Source organism: Agaribacter flavus, assembly GCF_042646125.1.
Lineage (GTDB): Bacteria > Pseudomonadota > Gammaproteobacteria > Enterobacterales > Alteromonadaceae > Glaciecola > Glaciecola flavus.
In genome coordinates, this window is sequence record NZ_JBHRSW010000036.1 from 12,822 (window position 1) to 34,745 (window position 21,924).

At 42.7% G+C, this 21,924-nt stretch carries 20 protein-coding genes; 13 read left to right on the top strand and 7 right to left on the bottom strand.

Translation table 11 applies throughout. The features are described from left to right. The first annotated feature begins 22 nt into the window (after positions 1-22). The 13 genes from rho (at position 23) to ACFOHL_RS14550 (ending at position 12,631) form a co-directional block, all read left to right on the top strand. Positions 23-1,288 (top strand): transcription termination factor Rho, encoded by a 1,266-nt coding sequence (rho, locus tag ACFOHL_RS14490; protein WP_376920960.1) that lies wholly within the window; start codon positions 23-25, stop codon positions 1,286-1,288. Between the two features lie 70 nt (positions 1,289-1,358). Next, on the top strand, positions 1,359-1,727 hold the full coding sequence (locus ACFOHL_RS14495; RefSeq protein WP_376920961.1) for a SirB2 family protein: 369 nt from the start codon (positions 1,359-1,361) through the stop codon (positions 1,725-1,727). 108 nt (positions 1,728-1,835) lie between these two features. Beyond that, positions 1,836-3,119: an amidohydrolase gene (locus ACFOHL_RS14500; RefSeq protein WP_376920962.1), complete on the top strand. Its 1,284-nt coding sequence runs from the start codon at positions 1,836-1,838 to the stop codon at positions 3,117-3,119. 154 nt (positions 3,120-3,273) lie between these two features. After that, positions 3,274-3,762: a 5-(carboxyamino)imidazole ribonucleotide mutase gene (gene purE, locus ACFOHL_RS14505; RefSeq protein ID WP_376920963.1), complete on the top strand. Its 489-nt coding sequence runs from the start codon at positions 3,274-3,276 to the stop codon at positions 3,760-3,762. Beyond that, positions 3,759-4,898, top strand: a complete 1,140-nt coding sequence (locus ACFOHL_RS14510; protein WP_376920964.1) for a 5-(carboxyamino)imidazole ribonucleotide synthase — start codon at positions 3,759-3,761, stop codon at positions 4,896-4,898. Before purE ends, ACFOHL_RS14510 begins: the two co-directional genes overlap by 4 nt. Positions 4,899-4,927: 29 nt before the next feature. After that, entirely contained in the window at positions 4,928-5,410 is a 483-nt protein-coding gene (locus ACFOHL_RS14515; protein ID WP_376920965.1) for a copper chaperone PCu(A)C, read from the top strand. Positions 5,411-5,670: 260 nt separating this feature from the next. Beyond that, positions 5,671-6,129: a winged helix-turn-helix domain-containing protein gene (locus ACFOHL_RS14520; protein ID WP_376920966.1), complete on the top strand. Its 459-nt coding sequence runs from the start codon at positions 5,671-5,673 to the stop codon at positions 6,127-6,129. Next, positions 6,095-7,102, top strand: a complete 1,008-nt coding sequence (locus ACFOHL_RS14525; protein ID WP_376920967.1) for a tetratricopeptide repeat protein — start codon at positions 6,095-6,097, stop codon at positions 7,100-7,102. Before ACFOHL_RS14520 ends, ACFOHL_RS14525 begins: the two co-directional genes overlap by 35 nt. Before the next feature lie 122 nt (positions 7,103-7,224). Beyond that, positions 7,225-8,736, top strand: coding sequence for a hypothetical protein (locus tag ACFOHL_RS14530; RefSeq protein ID WP_376920968.1), 1,512 nt, complete (start codon positions 7,225-7,227; stop codon positions 8,734-8,736). Positions 8,737-8,996: 260 nt separating this feature from the next. Further along, a complete protein-coding gene (locus ACFOHL_RS14535; protein WP_376920969.1) occupies positions 8,997-10,097 on the top strand; it encodes a PQQ-dependent sugar dehydrogenase in 1,101 nt (366 codons plus the stop codon). Between the two features lie 88 nt (positions 10,098-10,185). Then, complete coding sequence (locus ACFOHL_RS14540; protein ID WP_376920970.1) at positions 10,186-11,034, top strand: tetratricopeptide repeat protein; 849 nt, start codon at positions 10,186-10,188, stop codon at positions 11,032-11,034. A 20-nt stretch (positions 11,035-11,054) separates the two neighbouring features. Continuing rightward, on the top strand, positions 11,055-11,240 hold the full coding sequence (locus ACFOHL_RS14545) for a DUF2065 domain-containing protein (protein WP_376920971.1): 186 nt from the start codon (positions 11,055-11,057) through the stop codon (positions 11,238-11,240). 92 nt (positions 11,241-11,332) lie between these two features. Next, positions 11,333-12,631, top strand: a complete 1,299-nt coding sequence (locus ACFOHL_RS14550) for an adenylosuccinate synthase (protein WP_376920972.1) — start codon at positions 11,333-11,335, stop codon at positions 12,629-12,631. Between the two features lie 108 nt (positions 12,632-12,739). On the opposite strand, the gene ACFOHL_RS14555 is transcribed toward ACFOHL_RS14550, so the two are convergent. The 7 genes from ACFOHL_RS14555 to ACFOHL_RS14585 form a co-directional block, all read right to left on the bottom strand. Next, positions 12,740-14,110 (bottom strand): Na+/H+ antiporter NhaC family protein, encoded by a 1,371-nt coding sequence (locus ACFOHL_RS14555; protein ID WP_376920973.1) that lies wholly within the window; start codon positions 14,108-14,110, stop codon positions 12,740-12,742. Between the two features lie 18 nt (positions 14,111-14,128). Beyond that, entirely contained in the window at positions 14,129-16,579 is a 2,451-nt protein-coding gene (gene pbp4b / locus ACFOHL_RS14560) for a penicillin binding protein PBP4B (protein ID WP_376920974.1), read from the bottom strand. After that, positions 16,576-17,529, bottom strand: a complete 954-nt coding sequence (gene murQ / locus ACFOHL_RS14565) for an N-acetylmuramic acid 6-phosphate etherase (protein WP_376920975.1) — start codon at positions 17,527-17,529, stop codon at positions 16,576-16,578. Before murQ ends, pbp4b begins: the two co-directional genes overlap by 4 nt. Next, positions 17,530-19,092, bottom strand: coding sequence for a sodium:solute symporter (locus ACFOHL_RS14570; protein WP_376920976.1), 1,563 nt, complete (start codon positions 19,090-19,092; stop codon positions 17,530-17,532). It abuts the gene before it with no gap. Then, a complete protein-coding gene (alr, locus tag ACFOHL_RS14575; RefSeq protein WP_376920977.1) occupies positions 19,089-20,234 on the bottom strand; it encodes an alanine racemase in 1,146 nt (381 codons plus the stop codon). Before alr ends, ACFOHL_RS14570 begins: the two co-directional genes overlap by 4 nt. Positions 20,235-20,419: 185 nt before the next feature. Next, complete coding sequence (locus ACFOHL_RS14580; RefSeq protein WP_376920978.1) at positions 20,420-20,881, bottom strand: thioredoxin family protein; 462 nt, start codon at positions 20,879-20,881, stop codon at positions 20,420-20,422. 182 nt (positions 20,882-21,063) lie between these two features. After that, positions 21,064-21,840 carry a hypothetical protein gene (locus tag ACFOHL_RS14585; protein WP_376920979.1) on the bottom strand — a complete coding sequence of 259 codons (777 nt, stop codon included), beginning with the start codon at positions 21,838-21,840 and terminating at the stop codon, positions 21,064-21,066. Between the last annotated feature and the right edge of the window lie 84 nt (positions 21,841-21,924).

A 21,924-nucleotide genomic window follows, 5' to 3' on the forward strand; every position in this document is an offset into this window, starting at 1 on the left:
TACATTAAAAAGACCCCCCAACATGAATTTAACTGAACTTAAACAAAAACCTATCAGCGAGCTAGTTGAGCTAGCCGAAAAAATGGGCTTAGAAAATTTAGCCCGCGCCCGTAAGCAAGATATCATATTCTCAATTTTAAAAGCCCACGCTAAAGGCGGGGAAGATATTTTTGGGGATGGTGTATTGGAGATCCTGCAAGATGGATTCGGTTTTTTAAGGTCGGGAGACTCTTCTTATTTAGCCGGTCCCGACGATATTTATGTGTCTCCTAGCCAGATTCGCCGTTTCAATTTGCGAACGGGTGACACAATCTCCGGAAAAATTAGGCCTCCGAAAGACAGTGAGCGCTATTTTGCATTGCTCAAAATTAGAGAAGTCAATTTTGACAAGCCAGAAAATTCTCGAAATAAGATCCTCTTTGAAAACTTGACACCTCTGCATGCTAACTCTCGTTTGAGAATGGAGCGCGGAAATGGTAGTACCGAAGACATCACTGCGCGTGTACTGGATCTTGCTTCACCGGTTGGATGTGGTCAGCGTGGTTTGATTGTTGCTCCTCCAAAAGCAGGTAAAACATTACTTTTGCAAAATATTGCGCAATCGATTGCGGCTAACCATCCTGAGACGCAACTAATGGTATTGCTTATTGACGAGCGTCCTGAAGAAGTGACGGAAATGCAACGTTTGGTGCAAGGTGAGGTGGTCGCCTCAACCTTTGATGAGCCTGCCAGTCGCCATGTCCAAGTGGCTGAAATGGTAATCGAAAAAGCAAAACGACTGGTTGAACATAAAAAAGACGTCGTTATTTTACTAGATTCTATCACTCGCCTTGCTCGCGCATACAACACCGTTATCCCTTCATCCGGTAAAGTGCTGACGGGTGGTGTTGATGCAAATGCCTTACATAAACCTAAGCGTTTCTTTGGTGCGGCTCGTAATGTTGAAGAGGGTGGAAGCCTAACAATTATTGCCACGGCGCTTATTGATACTGGCTCTAAAATGGATGAGGTCATCTATGAAGAGTTTAAAGGCACGGGTAATATGGAATTACACCTGAATCGCAAAATTGCTGAAAAGCGTGTTTTCCCAGCGATTGACTTCAACCGTTCTGGTACGCGTCGAGAAGAATTGCTGACCTCACAAGATGAACTTCAGAAAATGTGGATATTACGTAAAATCGTCCATGAAATGTCTGAAATAGACGCAATGGAGTTTTTGATCAGTAAGCTGTCAATGACGAAAACCAACGACGAGTTTTTTGAATCGATGAAAAGGCAAAAGGGATAAAACTACTTTTGCACGGTTACTCTAAAAGGTCAGCGCTTCAAGCTGGCCTTTTTTGTTTGGAAACACAGTCTTGTATCAAATAGTAAAGTACTTTCACATAGCATTGGCAATGACAAGTGTTCTATTGTTTATACTACGGTTTTTGCTGTGTTTACAATGGCCAAGACTTAAACAGCACTTTGTATTTAAATCATTACCCCACTTTATTGATACTGGGTTGGTGTTGTCTGCTGTTTTCTTAATGCACTACATTGGACAATATCCCTTTGCACACCATTGGCTAAGCGCTAAGCTCGCCTTTTTACTTTTGTATATTGTATTCGCTTACCTTGCGTTTAAGTGGGCAACATCATTGGCTTATAAATGGTGCTTTTTTTCGCTATCATTGTGCTCAATCGCCATGGTTGTAAAAGTGGCAATCACTAAAACTATTATTTGAAAGTGATACTTCCATAACAATAAAACACAGGCGCATTCATACCTGACAAGTTTCAAATCAATTTAGCTTGTTTGTGAATAGCAACCTTAGACAACGATAGGAACCAAAATGAAAGCTATTTTCTTATTTTCACTCATACTGTTTTGTGCTTCTGTGCATGCAGATGAAGTAGCCAGACAAGCTGATTTAATTGAGAGCAAAGTGATTAAATGGCGTCATCACCTTCACCAACATCCAGAGTTATCGAATAGGGAATTTGAAACTGCTAAGTATGTGGAAAAACATTTAAGAAACTTAGGGCTTGATGTCCAAACGGGTGTAGCGATAACAGGCGTGGTGGCTGTACTCGATTCAGGTAAGCCAGGACCAACGGTTGCTTTGCGGGCTGACATGGATGCTTTACCTGTCAAAGAGCTGAATGACTTGCCTTTCAAGTCGACTAAAACAGCTGAATTTGAGGGGAATACAGTACCTGTTATGCATGCCTGTGGTCATGATACTCATATGGCAATGTTGATGGGTGCCGCAGAAATTTTAACCGGCATGAAGGACAAACTAAAAGGCAAGGTTAAGTTTATTTTTCAACCTGCAGAAGAAGGCGCGCCGCGTGGAGAGAGAGGAGGGGCTGAAGTGATGGTTGAAGAGGGAGTGCTCAAAAAACCCGATGTTGACGTTATTTTTGGCTTACACATTAGCGCGAACACAGATGTCGGTAAAGTGCGGTATCGGCACGGTGGCATCATGGCAGCCGTTGACCCCTTTAAAATTGTCATCAAAGGTAAACAAGCACACGGCGCCTATCCTTGGAAGAGTGTAGATCCCATTACTACTTCTGCTCAGGTAATCATGGGTTTACAAACTATCGTCAGTCGAGAACTGCGCTTACTTGACGATGCAGCAGTGATCACTATTGGTTCGATTCACGGCGGCAACCGATCCAACATTATTCCGATGGAAGTGACAATGGTCGGGACTATTCGTACTTTGAATGAACAAGCCCGTTCGCACATATACGAAGCCTTGCCCCGTAAGGTTAATAGTATTGCACAGAGCATGAGAGCAGAAGCAGAGCTTACTTTGCCTCTGGATTATAACTATCCGATTACCTACAACGAACCTGCTCTGATGGACAAAATGTTACCTTCGCTAATAAGAACTGCTGGACAAGAGAATGTAATAAATAGCAAGGCTGTGACAGGTGCTGAAGACTTTTCTTTCTTCCAAAAAGAAGTCCCAGGCATTTATTTGTGGGTGGGGGGTAAACCTTTGGACGTAAGTGAAGCTGACTCACCTGCTCATCATACGCCTGAATTCTATGTGGAAGACAGCGGTATGAAATTAGGTGTGAAATTGCTTGCGAACATGACCATTGATTACATGCATGCTAAATAGTCGCGCTACAATTCATATTCTTTTATAATGGTGGGATAATTACGCTCTCGAAATCGCCTCAACTCAAGTAGAACGATGTGTTACGAAGAATAGCGCAAATATACGAGGCGATTCCACAAGTGCACTCAACCTTAACTAAATAGAAGTGAAAAATATGGCTCAAGTAGCAATAGTTATGGGATCACAGTCTGACTGGCCTACCATGCAGCAAGCAGCAAATATGTTAAAAAAATTAGGTGTAAGCTTTAAGGCGCAGGTTGTATCTGCCCACCGTACACCCAATTTGTTAGTTGATTTTGCTGAATCAGCAGAAGATGAGGGTTATCAAGTCATTATTGCGGGTGCTGGCGGTGCAGCGCACTTGCCAGGCATGATAGCCGCGCACACCCACCTTCCGGTGTTTGGTTGCCCAGTTCTCTCAAGCCAATTAAATGGTTTAGATTCATTGCTCTCAATTGTGCAAATGCCAAAAGGGGTCGCTGTTGGTACCTTGGCGATTGGTGAAGCAGGCGCCGCAAATGCTGGCCTTTTAGCCGCTCAGGTTGTCGCTCTAAACAACAAGGCCGTACGTGAAAATATTATTGCTTTTAGACAGCAACAAACTGAATCTGTTCTTGCCAATCAAAGCTTGGAATTAGAATGAAAGTTTTAGTGTATGGCGCGGGCCAATTGGCACAAATGATGTATTTGGCTGCAGCACCGCTAGGAGTAGATGTAAAAGCTGTTGACGTCAGTAACAGGGAAATTCTGCACCCAGTGAGTAAGCAAAAGTTGGAATTGAATCTAGACTATGCCCTAGCCGATGTTGATGTTGTCACTGCTGAATTTGAGCACGTTCCCGAGGAACTATTGTCAATCGCAGAAGAAAGTGGGAAGTTGTCGCCTAATGCTCGTTCTATTTTGACGGGGGCAGATAGGGTTCGAGAAAAAGCGTTGTTAGATAGTTGTGGTATTCCGAATGCTGAGTACCGAATCATTCGCAGGTTTACCGAGCTGGAGGATGTTATTCAATCCTTGGGTGAGCGAGTGATTTTGAAGGCTTCACGAGATGGTTATGACGGTTATGGGCAATGGCGTTACCAGTCTCCCGATGATATGGAAGGGATAAAAACGGCGTTGGCAAGTTTAGATCTGGATACTGTACCTATTGTCGCTGAGAAAATGGTCAACTTTGACCGCGAAATATCTCTAGTTGGCGCTAGAACGAAGGACGGCAAAACGGCGTGTTTTGATATTGCAGAAAATTTGCATCACAAAGGACAGCTTCATGTGTCAATAGCGCCGGCAACACATTTGTCTGATGCGTTAAAAGCGAAAGCTCAGGAAATATTCACAGCAATAACAAATGCCTTGGATTACGTAGGCGTGTTAGCGGTTGAGTTATTTCAAGTGGGAGACAGCTTATTGGTGAATGAAATTGCGCCTCGGGTGCACAACTCGGGGCATTGGACGCAAAATGGCGCAGAAACTTGTCAATTTGAGCAGCATATACGCGCGTGTTTAAATTTCCCCTTGGGTGCGATGCATACAAATAAAGTAACGGCGATGATTAATATCATCGGTTGTACTTCTTTCAGTCGCGATCTCATTAGCATTCCGGGCTGTCATTTACACTGGTACGGCAAGGAAGTGCGAGAAAAGCGCAAGATGGGTCACATTAATGTGACCGCAGAGAGTTATCATGAATTAAGTAACAAGCTTGAGCAGCTAATGACTTATTTGCCTGAGCCTTACTTCCCAAAAATATCTGGGGAAATAGGGCGTTTACGCTCAATTTGATCTCTACCATTTGTACAAGGAATATGTGAATGAAAATGACACCACGATTGCTCACATCCATATTTTTTTTAGCTTGGTTTGGTTTAGGGAATAGCTTGGTTTTTGCGACACAAGCTAATACAACTAAAATGTCTGAGATCGTGAGTGTAAACGACGCATGGGCGCGTGAAACTTTTAAATTCGCGCGCACTGGCGCAGCATATTTATCTATTACCAATCATAGTGAATCAAACGTGGCTGTGTTATCTAGCGTCGAGGTCGATGAATCTGTGGCGTCCATGGTAGAGCTTCACGAAACATTCGTGAATGACGAAGTGATGAGCATGGAGGAAATCGAAGACGGGATAGAAATCGCGCCCAACTCGACTGTTCAGCTCGCGCCAGGTGGAAAACACCTCATGTTTATGGGCTTATCTGAGCCCTTCACAAACGGGCAAAATTTTGAAGCCAAATTACACTTTGAAGATAGCTCAAGTCTGACTATCAGTATTCCTGTAAAGGACGCTCGTTAAAAACAACGATCTCCATGCTTTCTAAACCTACTCAAATTGAAGTTGGGGCTAATGGTGTAACCGGTGCTATGTTTGTGAATACAATAAAAAACAAATACAAAGTAAAACTAATATAGCTCAACTATTCGCAATAGACATTTTCTTGTGTAATATCTAAACAATCTGATGTGATAATCGTCGTGTTCTACTGTGACGATGAAGGAATGGAGCCCATCGTGTATATAGCCCATAGCCGTCTCTATTGATTAACATTGCACAGCGTGAATAATAGCCATCTTATTATCCTCAATGAAAGGGTGCTTAACACGCTTACCGGCGAGGTATTCTTAGATCTTAAGCGTCGAGAATTACTTGCACGGATCGAAAACACACCATTAAATCTGCTGTTATTCATGATGCAACAGCCGCAACAAGTAATCACAAAGCAAGTCTTGTTTGACGAAATTTGGAAAGGAAAATTCGTTACCGAGGAAGTGCTCACTGTAGCGGTTAGTCACTTACGCAAGGCACTGGGGGACTCTCCTAAACAGCCCCAAATTATCAAAACAATCCCCGGTCAGGGGTATCAGTTTATCGGCAAAACACAGAAGTTATCACCGCAGACAATTGTTTTTTTTGGAAAAAAAAGCGATCATTCTTTCCATAGTATTAGCGGTGGGAGTTACTACTGTACTGGTGTTTCAGATGAATCGGCAACAATATCCACCCACTTTTTCTGACGAAACCCTAACCAATCATGCGCGAAACGAGCTCTTGCATGCGCGTTATCTCATTTCGTTAGGAGATTATGGTTCATTAATCGCGGCGAAGGCGGTTTTGGAAAAGATCGTAGACCGACAACCAAATTTTGGCTTGGTATACACCGATTTAGTCAATTTAGAACTAAAACTATTGGATACAAGCAAACAATCACCTGTTGAAATGGTCCCAAAATTTCGAACGATGCTCGAACGACAGTATGAGCTGGAGGGGAATAGTCCGGAACTATTACTCGCATTAGCGAATCTTGAATTTAACCTGTCTTGGGACATCGATTTAGCACAAAAGTACCACGCTGAAGCAGTGTCGCTTGCGCCATTCAATCCTCAAGTACATTTTCAATATGCTCAATTCTTAATGAAAACCAGTCGTTTCAATCAAGCACTGGATCATATATACGAATACATTAAGCTTGACCCTACAGGCTACTCTCGACCTAACACCGTATGGATTTATACTATGATGGGTGAGTTAGATTTGGCTGAAGCTGAGCTCAAAAATCTTGAGGATGTTGATGGAGAATCGGCACAATATAACTTCGCTGCGCTTACTTTTTATGAAGCCAACAACGACGCGCAAAGTGCCTTTAAAACATTACTGAAAATATTGCGAGACAATGATTATTCTGAGCAAGAGATCCACGTCCTAACTCAGCGCTTCGCTCAAACTGGATTGCAAGGCGTGTATCATTGGTTACTGGATGAAAAACAAGAAGCAAGCAACGTAGGTCATGGTACGCCACCTCTTTCCTATGCAAGATATGCCATAAACGCTGGGGAAAAAGAACGGGCAATTAAGTTTATGTTACAGGCCATTGACCAAAGGCAGCGCAATGTCGTGAATTTTACTGTTGACCCCATTTATGAATCGATTAGATCAGCTCCGGAGCTGCAACCTTTTTATACACAGCTAAGGCCTAACATTGATTTTTAACCATTTGTTTTTATTGGTTCTTAATAATTTTTAACGATTCTTAATATTTATTTCTAGGACATCCCAAACTATTCAATCTAGGCTCGAATAATATTAAAGCCTCTGATTTAGCACAGTTTAAAATGCCTCTAAAAAAAGTACTCATAGTTACCGTCTTACTCAATGCTTCGTTTGCGTTAGTTGCCAACGAAACCGATGAACCTTCAGCAAAAGACATTTTAAACAATGTTTTTAAAACGTACTTTCAAGACGCCCCAATAAGTAATTTTGGTGGTAATTCAATTAGCTTCGATTATAGTACCAACTACATGTATCAAGGGTATGAACTATCGCGTGAAATGCCTTTTAGTAATCGTCCAGGAATTACCACTTTTCATTTAGATTTCGATAATCAGTCGCTCACCGAACATTCCTACTATCGATACCTTCAAGGGCTATATGGTACTTTACTCGTGAACAAACAAGGTCAGTCACAACGGGTAAATTTGGCACTAAATGAATATCAAAACCGTGCACAACCTTTTGATGATTTACTCACACAACACGCGATGCTTCAGCCCATTTGGTTACTTAAAGTACTGTCTGACAGTAGTGTGGATATTAACGCCAACAAACTTCAAATCAATCATGAAGAGTTGACTTACAGGTTATGTTTGAGCCACCTCATCCTCAAAGAAATATGCCTTAATATTGATAAACAAAATCACTATATTTTGAGCGCTACTCAAACTATTAGGAGCACAACAATGCGTTTTCTCTATCGAAATCATATAAGAGCGAATGGCAAACTTACCCCTACTTATATTGTTAAATCGCGGGAAAAATCGGCTTATCCCGCAGTATTTATTTACGCTGTTAAGGTGGTAAACGACGACCTTAGTGAGCTAAGTCACCTGTCTCTGCCTAAACAGCTAAAAGAGGCAAAAAAATCCGATACTATGGATGGTCAAATTAGGGTTCAACAACTCAGTGATACCGTTACTTGGATTACTAAAAACGCTGCGGTTTCATTGTTTGTAGAGTTTTCAGACTACATTCTACTTGTCGACGCTTTTGATAGAGGACTGGAGGAGCGTATTGGCGTTTTTAAAAGTATCAGTGATAAGCCAATTAAGCGAGTTTCCATTAGTCATCATCATCACGACCATATCAGGGCACTGCCTAACCTTCTGGCTGGTGGAATTCAGCTAGTAACAACATCGCCAATATTGCAGTACGTATCGGAAACGTTTGACTTAAATAAAGACCAAACTACGAACGCTTTGGTGGTGAACAATCGACTGACGTTATCGGATGAAACGCAGAAGGTCACCATGTACGAGTTGACCGAGATGCAACATGCAAAAAACATGATGCTGACGTACATTCATAAGGAGCAGTTAGTTTACCTTCCTGATCACTATGAAGAGATGTATTTGCGAGAAAATAAACATGCCATTATTCAATTACTTCAATTTCTCGAGCGTGAAAAGTTACCTGTATCAGGATTTATCCAAGGGCATGGCAATGATTTGTATAGCACCGAATTCATTAAAAAAGAGATGACAAAAACAAACTATATCGATGCATTACCACGTGATCTTGGGCAAGAAGTAAAAGATATCAATACGGCTTTACATTATTTGCAGCAGTGAAAGCTGTTGTAAATACCTTCAAGGTTGCCATTGTGCCATTATCCTCAAGTAAAGGGCGCTCGTTAAAGCCTTTGTTTTCACTACTGCAAAGCCGGAATCACAAAAAATCCTAATCTAAGTCCCGTTGTTTTCGTATCAAGTATGTTTAAGTCACCATTCACGGCAAAGTTTCAAGTGTGTCGGTGGATATTGCTATGTAGTGTCCTTGTGAGATAGGCATACCTAGTGAGTTTGGTTCAGTAAAAAAAAACGGGTAAATCATGTGTAAAATTCAGTTGTATGTGGGCATTGCAGCCCTGTCTGGCCTTTTATTTGCCAGCTCGTCTTATTCAAAAATACAAGTAACTGAGTTAGCCTCGGGTTTGAATCATCCATGGGGGATTGCGTTTTTACCCAATGGTGATGCTTTGATCACTGAGCGCAACGGTAGTTTACGAAAGTTAAATAGTGACAACCAACTCAGTGAAACAATAAAAGGTTTACCTGAGGCAGTCTCCAAAGGTCAAGGCGGCACCCTAGGCGTTGCGATCAGTCCGAATTATGCACAAGACAAACGCGTGTATGTCTGTGTAAATGTGGAAGGCGAAAATGGTTGGGGAAGTGAAGTGCATTCGGGTGTTTTGAATGGTGAAGTTTTGGAGAATGTTAAGCCAATATTCGTTGCTTTACCAAAATCAGAAAGCAATTTTCACTTTGGTTGTCGTATTGTTTTCGACAATCAAGGGCATATGTTCGTATCCCTTGGTGACCGAGGAGCCTTCAAAGAACAAGCGCAAAATACTGACAATCACTTGGGGGCGGTTGTTAGGGTGACGACGGAAGGGAAGGCTGTAAGCGATAATCCTTTTATATCGGGAGACGCACCGGAGATATATACTTTTGGTCATCGGAATGTGCAAGGGATGGCAAAACACCCTATTAGCGGCGATATTTGGACAAATGAACATGGACCCAAAGGTGGGGATGAAGTAAATATACTCTCAAAAGGGAAAAATTATGGATGGCCAGCAATTACTTATGGCGTTAATTATGATGGTACGGTAATCAGTGATAAGACGGCTGAAGTGGGTATGGAACAACCTACAAAGTATTGGGTGCCGTCTTTCGCTCCCTCAGGCATGATGTTTTATACAGGAGACGAATTCTCCGAATGGAAAAACAATCTTTTTGTTGGATCTTTAAAATTTAGGTACCTAAAGCGCCTAGTGGTCGAAAATAATCAAATCGTCAATGAAGAAGATTTACTTACCGAACGCGACGAGCGTATTCGTGACGTTGCACAAGCGCCGGATGGGAGTATTTATTTGCTTACTGATTCGGACAATGGCAAAGTGCTTCGCCTCACCAAACAAGGCAGTTGACATAGATAACTAAATTATAGCTTGTAAATCGATTATTTAGCTCCATAATCAAAGTGTTACTAACTTACACTTAATTATCATATCTCTTATGGCAGAAAATGTAGTCGCACTTACGGTAGAAAATTTTAAAGAAGTCATTGTTGACAACAGTCAAAACAAACTTGTTGCTGTGTATTTTTATGCACCATGGGATGAGTCTTCAATGCAAATGCTGCCAATCGTGGAAGCTATTGCAAGCAAAAATACAGAAGGCTTGGTACTTGCCACTGTAAATTGTGATGAGCAGCAGCAGATTACCGCACAATTTGGTGTGCGAGGCTTACCTACTCTAATGTTGGTAAAAGAAGGTCAGCCAATTGATGGTGCGGCTGGGCCGCAAGACGAAGCGCAACTAAATGAACTGCTCGACAAGCATCTTCCAAAACCAGAAGAAGGACTATTGCAACAAGCAGATGAACTAATAGCGCAAGGTGATTACAACCAAGCTTATACATTAGCTAAGCAAGCTTTTGATCTAAATAGTGAAGTGATTGGTGCGCGGTTCAGTTTAGCTGATTGTAGTATCGAACTAGGTCAAGTAGACGCGGCGAAAGCTTTGCTTGAAACAGTTACGATGGTTGATCAGGATGCGCGTTACCACACCTTAATAGGCAAAATAGAACTTGCAGAAAAAGCGGCAGAATCACCTGAATTGAAAGAATTGCAGGCAAAACTAGACGCCGATCCTGAAAACGATGAAATTAAACTACAACTCGCTATTCAACTTCAGCAAGCTCACAAAGTAGAACCTGCACTGGAGTTGTTGCTCAGTATCCTCAAAAAAGACATGAGCTTTGGTGATGCAAAGAAAATCACCTTAGATACTATTAATGCGCTTCCCGATGGCGAACCACTAAAATCTATTTATCGACGAAAAGTATATAGTTTATTGTATTAACGGAGTAAGGGTGTTTAGGTATGGAAGCTTTGTTTATTGCGATTTGCCTTGTAATGATTATTGAAGGCTTAGGTCCCTTACTATGGCCAAATAAGTGGGGGCAATTCATGCGTGACATGGCAGAGCAACCACCCACGGTTGTGCGACGGATAGGTGGTGTGTTGGTTGTCAGTGGGAGTGTTATTTTATGGTTTTTACTCCATTGATAGATTTCTGCAATAAGTAAGATGAAAATCCCATTCACGCTGCGTAGATATTTTGTTAAAATCGCCGCCTAATTTATCCACAGTAAAGTTTCATGGCAAAGAATGTTGTAGTGCTCGGTACCCAGTGGGGTGACGAGGGAAAAGGTAAAGTTGTTGATTTACTCACCGACCAAGCGCGGTACGTAGTGCGTTATCAAGGTGGGCATAACGCCGGTCACACCTTGGTCATAGACGGTGAAAAAACAGTACTACACCTTATTCCATCGGGAATTTTACGTGACAATGTCACTTGTGTAATCGGCAATGGTGTTGTTTTAAGCCCCGAAGCACTGCTGAAAGAAATGCATATGCTCGAAGAAAAAGGCATCCCTGTAAAAGAACGTTTGCGCTTGAGTGAAGCATGTCCTCTGATATTACCTTTCCATGTGGCGCTTGACGTTGCGCGCGAAAAAGCGAGAGGCAATAAGGCAATTGGCACCACAGGACGTGGTATTGGGCCTGCTTACGAGGACAAGGTTTCACGTCGTGGTTTGCGTGTCGGTGATTTGTTTAATGCTGATGAGTTTGCAGTAAAACTTAAAGAAGTCATGGCTTACCATAACTTTATGTTGACCGAATATTATCAGGCACCTGCTGTTGACTATGACGAGGTGCTGCAGGGCGCGTTATCTGTCGCTGATTTATTCCGTTCAATGACCACCGATGTGACGCATTTGCTGGAAACCGCAAAACAAAACGCTGAGCCTATTATGTTTGAAGGCGCACAAGGCACCTTATTGGACATCGATCACGGTACTTATCCTTATGTTACCTCTTCGAATACTACTGTTGGTGGTGTAGCGACAGGTGCTGGATTTGGCCCACTAAGCATTGATTACGTGCTCGGTATAGTGAAAGCTTATACGACTCGAGTGGGCTCCGGTCCTTTCCCTACAGAACTAGATTGTGAGGTTGGTCAACATTTGGGTGTGAAAGGACACGAATTTGGAGCAACAACGGGACGCAAAAGGCGTACGGGGTGGTTTGACGCTGTTGCTATGCGTCGCGCAGTACAACTAAATTCTATTACGGGTTTTTGTTTGACCAAACTAGATGTTTTAGATGGCCTACAAACACTAAAAATTTGTATTGGCTACAAAGACGCTGATGGCAATGTCAGTGACGTACCCCCTCTAGCCGCAGAGGGTTATGATGCCGTAAGCCCAGTCTACGAAGAAATGCCGGGTTGGAGTGATGAAACCTTTGGCGTGCAAAATTACAATGCACTACCAGAAGCGGCTAAAAATTACATCAAGCGCTTAGAAGAGTTGACAGGTGTACCCATTGATATCATTTCGACGGGGCCAGACAGAAACGAAACCATGGTTCTTCGTCATCCGTATCACGCTTAATGCTAGTCGAGTTTAGCGCTTAAAATAAGTTTTTTAAGCTTATTCCGAGTTCAGGTTTTTTAGCAAGCAGTCACGGCAACCTAAGCCGTGACTTTTTAGTATTGCTTCTCACAGTACCAATAATCCTGCCGCGATGTACAGCAGCACCGACGCAGCGCCTACCACCAGTGCATAAGGTAGCTGTGTTTTGACGTGAGTGAGTAAGTCACAACCTGCTGCTAAAGAGGATATTGCTGTGGTATCTGATAACGGTGAGCAATGGTCACCGAAAATTCCACCACCAAGAATGGCGGCTAGTACAAGCTCTGGGGGCAGACCCAAGGTTTCGACCAAGGGCATACCAATTGGAATGAGTATGGCAAAGGTTCCCCAAGATGTGCCGGTGGTGAAAGACATTAAGGCTCCCGCGACAAAAAGCGCCGGCAACACCAAGAATAGAGGTAAGTGCTCACCCACTATATTGGCCACGAACACACCGGTTCCCAAAGCTTTTAGGCTCGCGCCTAAGCTTATCGATAGCAATACTATCGTGACTAGCGGTAACAATTCACTTATACCGCCAAATCCTATTTTCATGGCACTTTGATGCGTTTCTCTACCACTGAGTACTAACATTAAGTAACCCACAATTGAGGCGATAAAAGTCGCGTAGAGCACAGAACGGCTGCCACTACCTGCGCTCAAATTACCATGACCTGTCCACCACATAAAAAACAAAGTACCTAAAATCATCAAGCTCAAAGGCACTAGCATGAAACGTGCTTTTGTTGCTTGGGGGATGTTAATTTGGCTATCAATCCTTGCTAATTCTTGCTCTGCTTGTTTCATTGGACCATGAACTTTGTCGGCGAATATTGTGTAAGCAACCACGGCGAGGGTGAGCAGTGCATAGAAATTAAACGGAACAGACGACCAAAGCATTTTCAGTGCATTTTCTTCAAGTTCATATGCACTGAGAAGGCTCAAAATATATGCTCCCCAGCCATTTAGAAGAATAAGAATACAAATTGGAGCAGAGGTTGAGTCTATGATATACGCCAATCGAGCTCGACTCATTTTGTACTTATCAAACAAGCCCCGCGCCATGATACCTGATGACAATACACTCAAGTTGGATTCGATAAATACAACCGTCCCCGTCAACATTGTGATGCCGCCTGCCTTTTTTTTACTCGAGGCTAAGCCTGAGTTTACGAGTTTATTGACTAAGGCACTGACGCCACCGGAGTCTCGAATGAATGCGAGTAAAGCACCAACAAGCAGACTAAACATTAAGATTCTTGCATTTCCGGCACCTTGCACAGCGCTGACTACACGGTCTACTGCAACCACTGGCGTCAGTAATAGAGGTTGATTGTTCGATATTAGTAATAACAATTCAGCGGCTATAATAGCGAGAAGCAAACCCAAAATGACTTCTTTTTTCCAGAGGACGACAGCAATAGCCAATATTGGAGGAATAATACTTAACCAATCCAAATGTATGTTCCTTGTGGTTTAATGCCGTCCATGCAGGATGGCTTCATAGATTAATGTCATCACGTCACCATATTTACCCGTAGCAAAGTTATCACCGGTAAATGCATAGTGTGTTTCGTTCCCCTCAATGGGGCTGTGCTTCTTATTTGTGAGCAGCACTATTGCTAGATCTAATGATGGATCGATGACCACTGCCGTGCCTGTCCATCCAGTATGCCCAAAAGCGCTTGCCGAGGCGTAAGCTCCAAAATGCCAATACTTATCTTTATTAGTATTTAGTTGCCAACCCAAACCTAGGTTACTTTTTGTAAACGAAGGAGAGGTGAAGCGGGCAATGGTATCTTCGCTAAATAATTTGACACCTTTGTAGCCGCCGCCATTTAACATCAGTTGTGATAATACAGCGAGATCCTTCACAGTCGAAAACAGACCTGCGTGCCCCGCCACCCCTTGCATCGAGTAAAACGCATTTTCATCATGCACTTCGCCTCGCAAAGGATAGTCACGGATGTTTTTAAACCTCACTCTGTTACCACGTGTATTTCCACTTATTTCTGTGCTAGCAAAAGCCTCGGGTTTAAAACCTTTCAACAATGGATTGAACACTGTGTTTTTCAGTTGCAAGGGGGTATATATCTCTGCGTCTACGTATTCGTCGAGGGGCATACCTGTGACACGCTCTACTAGCAAGCCCAAGATCATAAAGTTGAGGTCGCTGTATTGTTGTAAAGCATCATCAATAAAGGTGGTTGGCAAAGCGCTAAGGAGGAGTTCAGTAGTGTAAGATTTGTTGTGAGAGAAAAAAGCTTCACCTAAGGCCTTATCTTTTTTGTAAAACTGCACGAATGCGCGATTGCCCGTTGCATGTGATAACAAATGGCGAACACTATGTGCTCTTCGTCCACCGCCAACATATTCAGGTAGGTATTGATACACTGGCGCGTTGAGTTTGACTTTTTTCTCCTCTACTAATTTCATTAGTGCTAAGGTCGTCGCGAAAACTTTTGTGTTAGAAGCCAGATCAAAAATGGTGTCAGTTGTCATTTGACTGGCTTGCTCGAGTAAATGGCCATTTTTGTTGTAGCGTTCGGCATAGCCATAGGCAGACAGTTTAACGATTTGACCGCCCTTTATAATAGCCAAACTAGCGCCGGGAAAACCCTTGTCAATGTCGTCTTGTATGAGTTTGTCTACTGAGGAAAAATCATACTTTGACTGGTTATTTGTTGCCAAGCTCGGGAAGGGAATAACGACTTCAATAGTACTGCCTTCAGGTTTGATATTTCTAACACTTAGGGTATTCACGCCGTTTTTAGTGCGTCTTTTTAGGCTATATGTATAGTTCTCGTCAACAAAGGGCAGTGTGATATTTAGTTTTTCACCATTGACGTAAATATCTGCAGATTCGGCATCCTGAGGGTATATGTTCAATTGTCCTTTACCTTTGTACGATACAAAAGAGAGTTTGTCATTCGTGTATGGGCGCGAAACTGAATTTATGAGAGGAAACGTCGTATCGATTTGCCCCCTTGTTTGAGCGTGGGCTTTTGTTGGTTCTTGATTTTTACGTGTCGTCTCATATTGAGCCATAATTGGCTCCAATTTATTTGGGAAATATTTTTCTAGTAGTGCAAATACCGCTGCAGCAGTACCTTCATCCGCTGAGCCTGTCACCTTCCAAGGTAAAAAGTGCATTTGAAAAGCAGCAATAGTATCAACTGTTTGTTGATCGGCGATACCAGTCTCAATAATGCCATAACCATAGTTGCGTAAAGCCCGCTGTAAGAGGTGAATGTCGAGTGGATGTTTTGAAAATGTTTGCCAGTATTTGGCCATGGTATCATTGTCATACCAAGCACCGATACCGGCTTCATACAGTTTAAACCAAGGGAAACGTGGGCCAGGATCGTGTTTTCGCGAAGGTGCTATGTCAGAATGACCGACAACAGAAGTGGGTGAGACATCTGGATGCCGTGCCAGCAAGTCTTTTCCTAAACGAATAAGCAGCTCTATTTGTTTGGGGTCAAAATCAGGGTAAACACAGAGTTTATCATTACTATGAAGCGCAGGTCTGGATGGCTCTTCCGTTTCTATACACTCGGGAATATTAACTATTTCAATGCCAATAGACGTATCGTTGAGTCCAGTTCTGCCTTGCCAATAACTGACGCCTGCGTGCCATGCCCGTTGGTCATCGTCAACGAGTTGTATTATTTCTAAAGAGTCATTTGGATAGCTAGGGTCGTTACTTTGGGGGATTAGGTAGTGAGCGCTAACATATCCTTCATCCACCAATAACTCTACAGACCGAGCGTAATCGACCGCCGTAAAGTGCATCACTATGGATTTCACGCGAAAACTCGAGTTTTGCGAAGTCAACTTTTTGTATTGGACAGATGTACACGCAACTACCGAAAGACACAAAGCAATCATGATGAAAATGCGAATATTGCTTACTTGCTTGATCATCCCTTGTGATTCCCCTGAGCTGTGGGCGGCTGAATTTGCGAGTTAAGGGCTTCATTTAACCTACCAGTGTTCGCAGAGAGTAAACGTTTTGCGTCTTCAAAATTACAATTCGCCAGTATCATCAAAATGGCCGCCTTAGCTTGGTTATCTGCGGCAACTAAGGCTTTTTCAGCAGTTGAATGATTACACTGAGTAGCTTGCATAACGATACGAATAGCTCGCGCTACAAGCTTTTTATTTGTGGCATTTAGATCCACCATTAAATTTTGATAAACTTTACCTAGTTTGACCATACTTGCGGTGCTGATCATGTTTAGGATAAGTTTTTGTGCGGTGCCTGACTTCATTCTTGTTGAGCCGCTGAGACATTCTGGTCCCACTTCGGCACATATACCTACACGGGCAATATCAAGTAAAGGTGCGTTGGGATTGCAAACCACACAAACTGTTGGGCAACTCAGTGAGTTGGCATAGTTTAAGCCACCTATGACATAGGGCGTGCGGCCTGATGCTGCAATGCCAACGACTACATCATTCTTTGTCAAATGTATTGATTGAAGATCTCGAACACCTGCTTGCTCATTGTCTTCTGCGCCTTCTATGGCGTGTATTAATGCTTGCTCGCCCCCCGCTATTAAACCAACCACTAAGTCATCTGGGACACTGAATGTTGGACGGCATTCCACTGCATCTAAGACACCTAATCGCCCACTGGTGCCCGCGCCAATATATATCAAGCGCCCACCAGAGCTTATAGCGTCAACCACTAGCTCAACTGCTTTTTCAATTTCGGGCAAGGCAGCTTCAACGGCTAGTGGGACTTTTTTGTCTTCGCGGTTGATACATTGCAGTAACGAAGCTGTCGATAAACTGTCTAAATCCATGGTGTCGGGATTGCGTCCCTCAGATACTAGGGTTTCAAGTTCGTTTATGAGTTGTTTGTTGTCCATTTACGAGCCTTGCTCCCCGTTGGTGTTTTTACCTATCATACATATCAGGGTGCTAATACAGGTACCAATAATTAATTGCCAAGAGAAGCCAAGGTTAAACTGCATAGTTTCGGGTAAGTACAGCGTCATAATATATGGTTGCATCGAGACGGGAATAAGAAAACCTATCAATAGTGCCCAAAAAACACTTTTGGCAGTGCCGCGCTTGGTAAACAGAGCGGTAAAATACACACCCAATAAACCGCTGTAGGAAAAAATCATCACACTCAAAGCAAATGCCAGTAAGGGCATATCAGTATATTGTTGCCAAAAGTAGCACAGTGCGGCCATTAGAGACAAAGCCATTGCTACCGCGCCCATAGCTAACCTGCCTACTTTGACGAGATGTGTCTCGCTTAACGATTGCCCGCGTTTAATCCAAGACTTATAAATATCTTGCACTGCTACAGAGGCCATGGAGTTTAGTCCTGAATTAAGTGTCGAAAGCGCTGCGGCAACAATACCTATTGTTACAACTGCTTTAATGCCCTGCGGCAATTCGCTTAGCACGTAGTACATAAATATTGTCACGGTTTGCCCTTTGAATTCGGGCGTAGGAGTGCCATCTTGGCTCAACATAATATCTGGGCGTTGATAGTAGACAAATAAAAGTAGTCCGATGCAGACGAAAATTAACACCACTGGAATGCCCATGGCGATGGATGAAAGAAGTGCCTTTGAAGCACTATTTGAATCTTTGCACGTTAACATGCGTTGTGAAACGTCTTGGTCAAGGCCGTATGCAGCAATATTTAATAGCACCAAACCGGTCAATATCGACCAAATTGAAAACGCGCCATTGCTACTAAAATCAACAGAAAAGTCAATCAAAGTGAGTTTTGAAGGAGCGCCATTTCCAGGACTTTGCAATGCTTCGATGATCGTGCTGAAATCTGCTGGAATACTTATCAACAAATAGCCGAGAACAAGTACGGCAGCACTGACATAAATTATGCATTGAAGGACATCTGAATATATAACACTTCGAATACCCCCATACACAGTGTAAACAAAACCTGCACAAGCAATAATACCGATTGCTATCATGACACTACTCGTGTCGACGTCGCCAAACAAGATCATGGCAATAGCAATCGCGGCCATAAATAAGCGTGCGCCACTGGCAAAAAGACGACCCATCAAGTATACCAACCCAGCTTGGTATTTTGCGTTTTCGCCAAAACGTTGTCCTAGCAGCTCGTAAACAGTGTAAACGCGATAATGGTAGAATTTCGGTAGTAAAAATTTAGCCACAAAAATAGCGGCAATGACGGCCGCAATGTTACTCGTTAGGTAGCTTAAGTCACTGCGGTAACCTTGATCGGGTCCACCTAAAAAAGTGGCAGCGGATTGCGATGTCGCCAACACTGATATCCCCACAGCCCAAAGTGACATTTTGTTTCCACCTAAAAAGTAGTCTTGACTGTTTTGAGGCTGCCTATTTAAATAATAGCCTGAGACGAGAAGAATAAGAATATAGGATGTGAAAATTAGCCAATCCACAAGGGCAAACTGATCGATCATAGGTAATCTTCTTCAATATAGCGTCGTGGTACGCGCTGAGACACTCGCGTCATCAACTCGTAGCCGATAGTACCAATGTGCTGAGCTACCTCATTTATTGGTAAATACTTTCCCCACAATTCTACGATGTCGCCTATTTCGACCTCGCTTAAATCAGTGACATCAAAAGTTAGCATATCCATCGATACGCGTCCGACTAATTTCACTCTTTGACCTTTAACAATGGCAGGGGTACCACTCGGTGCGTGACGAGGGTAACCGTCGGCATAACCTATCGCAACGGTGGCAATCAGACTGTCACGTTGAGCTAGCCAAGTCGCGCCGTAGCCAACAGTATCGCCTTTGGGGATTTCTCGTATGGCAATAATGGGCGCGGTGAGTGACATGACGGGTTCAAGGCTGATCAGCTCTTGGTTATAAAATGGCGTTGAGCCATAGGTACTGATACCTATGCGGTTATAAGTTTTTCTAGCCTTCGGTAAATTTATCGCGGCGGCAGAATTTGCAATAGACAGTGCCATATTGGTTTGCTTTACAATTGCTAAGAACTGCTCTGTTTGACGCCAAGCATGTTCTGATTCTGGCTCATCGGCGCATGCTAAATGGGTCATTAATACCCCGTTGTCCGAAAAGACCTTGGCGTACTGGTTTTTTAGCCTTTCAAAATTTGTTGTGGGTAGACCTAACCTGTGCATACCGGTGTCGAATTTGAGCCATTGGTGTCCATCCAAGGCTTCGTCTTCGAACAATTCATCAAACCACGAGACTTGCACTTCGGTGTGCAATACCCAATGTAAATTAAGGGAATGAGTACGGCGTAATTCTTCTTTTGAATAGGGGCCTTGAAGAACTAAAATAGGTAAGGTAACGCCGTTGGCAATAAGCTTAAGTGCCTCATCTAAAAAAGCCACAGCAAACATATCGGCATGAGGCGATAAAACCGTTACAACTTGTTCCGCACCATTTCCATAAGCGTCAGCTTTGACGACTGCAATGTGTTTACTGTTGGGTGACAAACGCTTCACTTTGACGAAGTTATTGACCAATGCGCTCAAATTTACCGTCGCACAAGTACCTCGAGTGAGTGAGGTGAGAGGAGGCTTTTGATCTTTTGTATTATGGTGTTGTTCAATCTTAGCCATTGTATCGCGCGGTAAATGTTTGGGCTTAGTTCGTCTACAATCAACTCACCCTTGTTATTATACCTATTAATTTACGCGCGAATGCATATTTTATCAATGACTGCTTCCACTTATATGTTGCAAGATAATACTTTGCGGTAAGTGGCTGACTTGAATAAAAGCTTGAAATACTATCCATACTGACATCAGTTTACCGCCATTGAAAGCACCTTATTCAAGTTAGTATTGTAGGCTGACGGGTCAAATACGAGTGGCATTTCCACTATTTTATTTCCATCTACGTCAAGCACGAGAACGCGAGGAAAGCCTGTGAGATTAAATTTTTGAGCAAAATTTTGACCCTCTTCTGAATCAAAATCTAAGCGTGCATAAACAAAATTGTTTTGAATGGTCGATGCAACCTCTGTATTGCTGAATACTTGTGTGTCGAGTTTCCTGCAGCTCGGGCACCAAATTGCTGAATAATCTGCCAGAATTAGCTTGTTTTCAGCTCTAGCTTTAGCTAGACCATCTTGTAATGTATGGACTTCATATGGCAATGCTTCTAAAGCTTGCTCTCCTAAATGGCTCTGTATTGTGCGATTACCAAAATATACCACTGATATCACAACTAAAAGTAATAGTATGTTTTTTACCGTTTTGTTCATTACTTGTACACTCTAGTTTACTGCCTGTGTCTTGATTGCATTTCCCAAATTTTGCCCAATTAATACGGCCTTAGCTATCTAAATCAGCGGAATAAACAACCTACTAAAACAAAGCTATTATGAGGAAAAAGACGTTATGAAGGATAGACCCATTTTTTTGACGCTTTATTTCAGCCTTTTCCTTACCATTTTCTGATTACATTTTCGTAAATGGCTGAGTCAAGTAGGCTAGGTGACCCAGGTTTCGGGAAGTAAATACGACTGTGCTCCGAAGAATCAATCAGCTTGGCAATGTTGTTGTCAAAATCCGATAGAATCTTATCTGCGTTTTTTACGTTTGTTTTCAACCCGATACTAATGCCTACTTCGAATATTGGTCGAACCGAAATTGATAAAGGTTCTTCACCGTTGGCTGCGAGTAGCTTGTTCATCTCGTCCAACATAACTTTGTCTGCAAGAATGTAACTGACGCGTTGCTCGGCAATTTGCAGGATGTTGTGATAAAAGTCGTCAGCACGCGACCATTTTACCGTACGTTCGACGCGAAGTTTGTCGGTGTTTGCAAATCGTCTTTCAATACCAATTCGTTCATCAACCACTTGTTCCAAACGTTCGATAGTCTTTGCGCTACTATCTACCGAAGCAATGTACAATTGGATATTCGCATAGGGTTGACTGTATACATAATCAATGCGCGGTTGGTCTAAAGAATAATGATCAATATAGCCATTAAATTTATTACTTCGTAAACCGGCTCCAGCCCATACTGGTTTGGTTGCCGTAATATTTACCTTGCTATAAATAAAGCCTGCGGAAGCGAGTTCGATTAAACGCGCCGGTTTTCCATTTTCCGAGATCAGGGTTGGGACTGTATTTCCCACTAAATTTAACGCAGACTTTGCCCAAGCAAAGCCCACTGAACCCGCTACTACCAAGCATACAGCTATAAATTTACCCATGGCTAATCATTACCTTTTCTATAATGTGTCGTGTGCGCGCTCCAAAAGCTGATATTCAAAAAAACGCGTAAAGAAAACATCGCT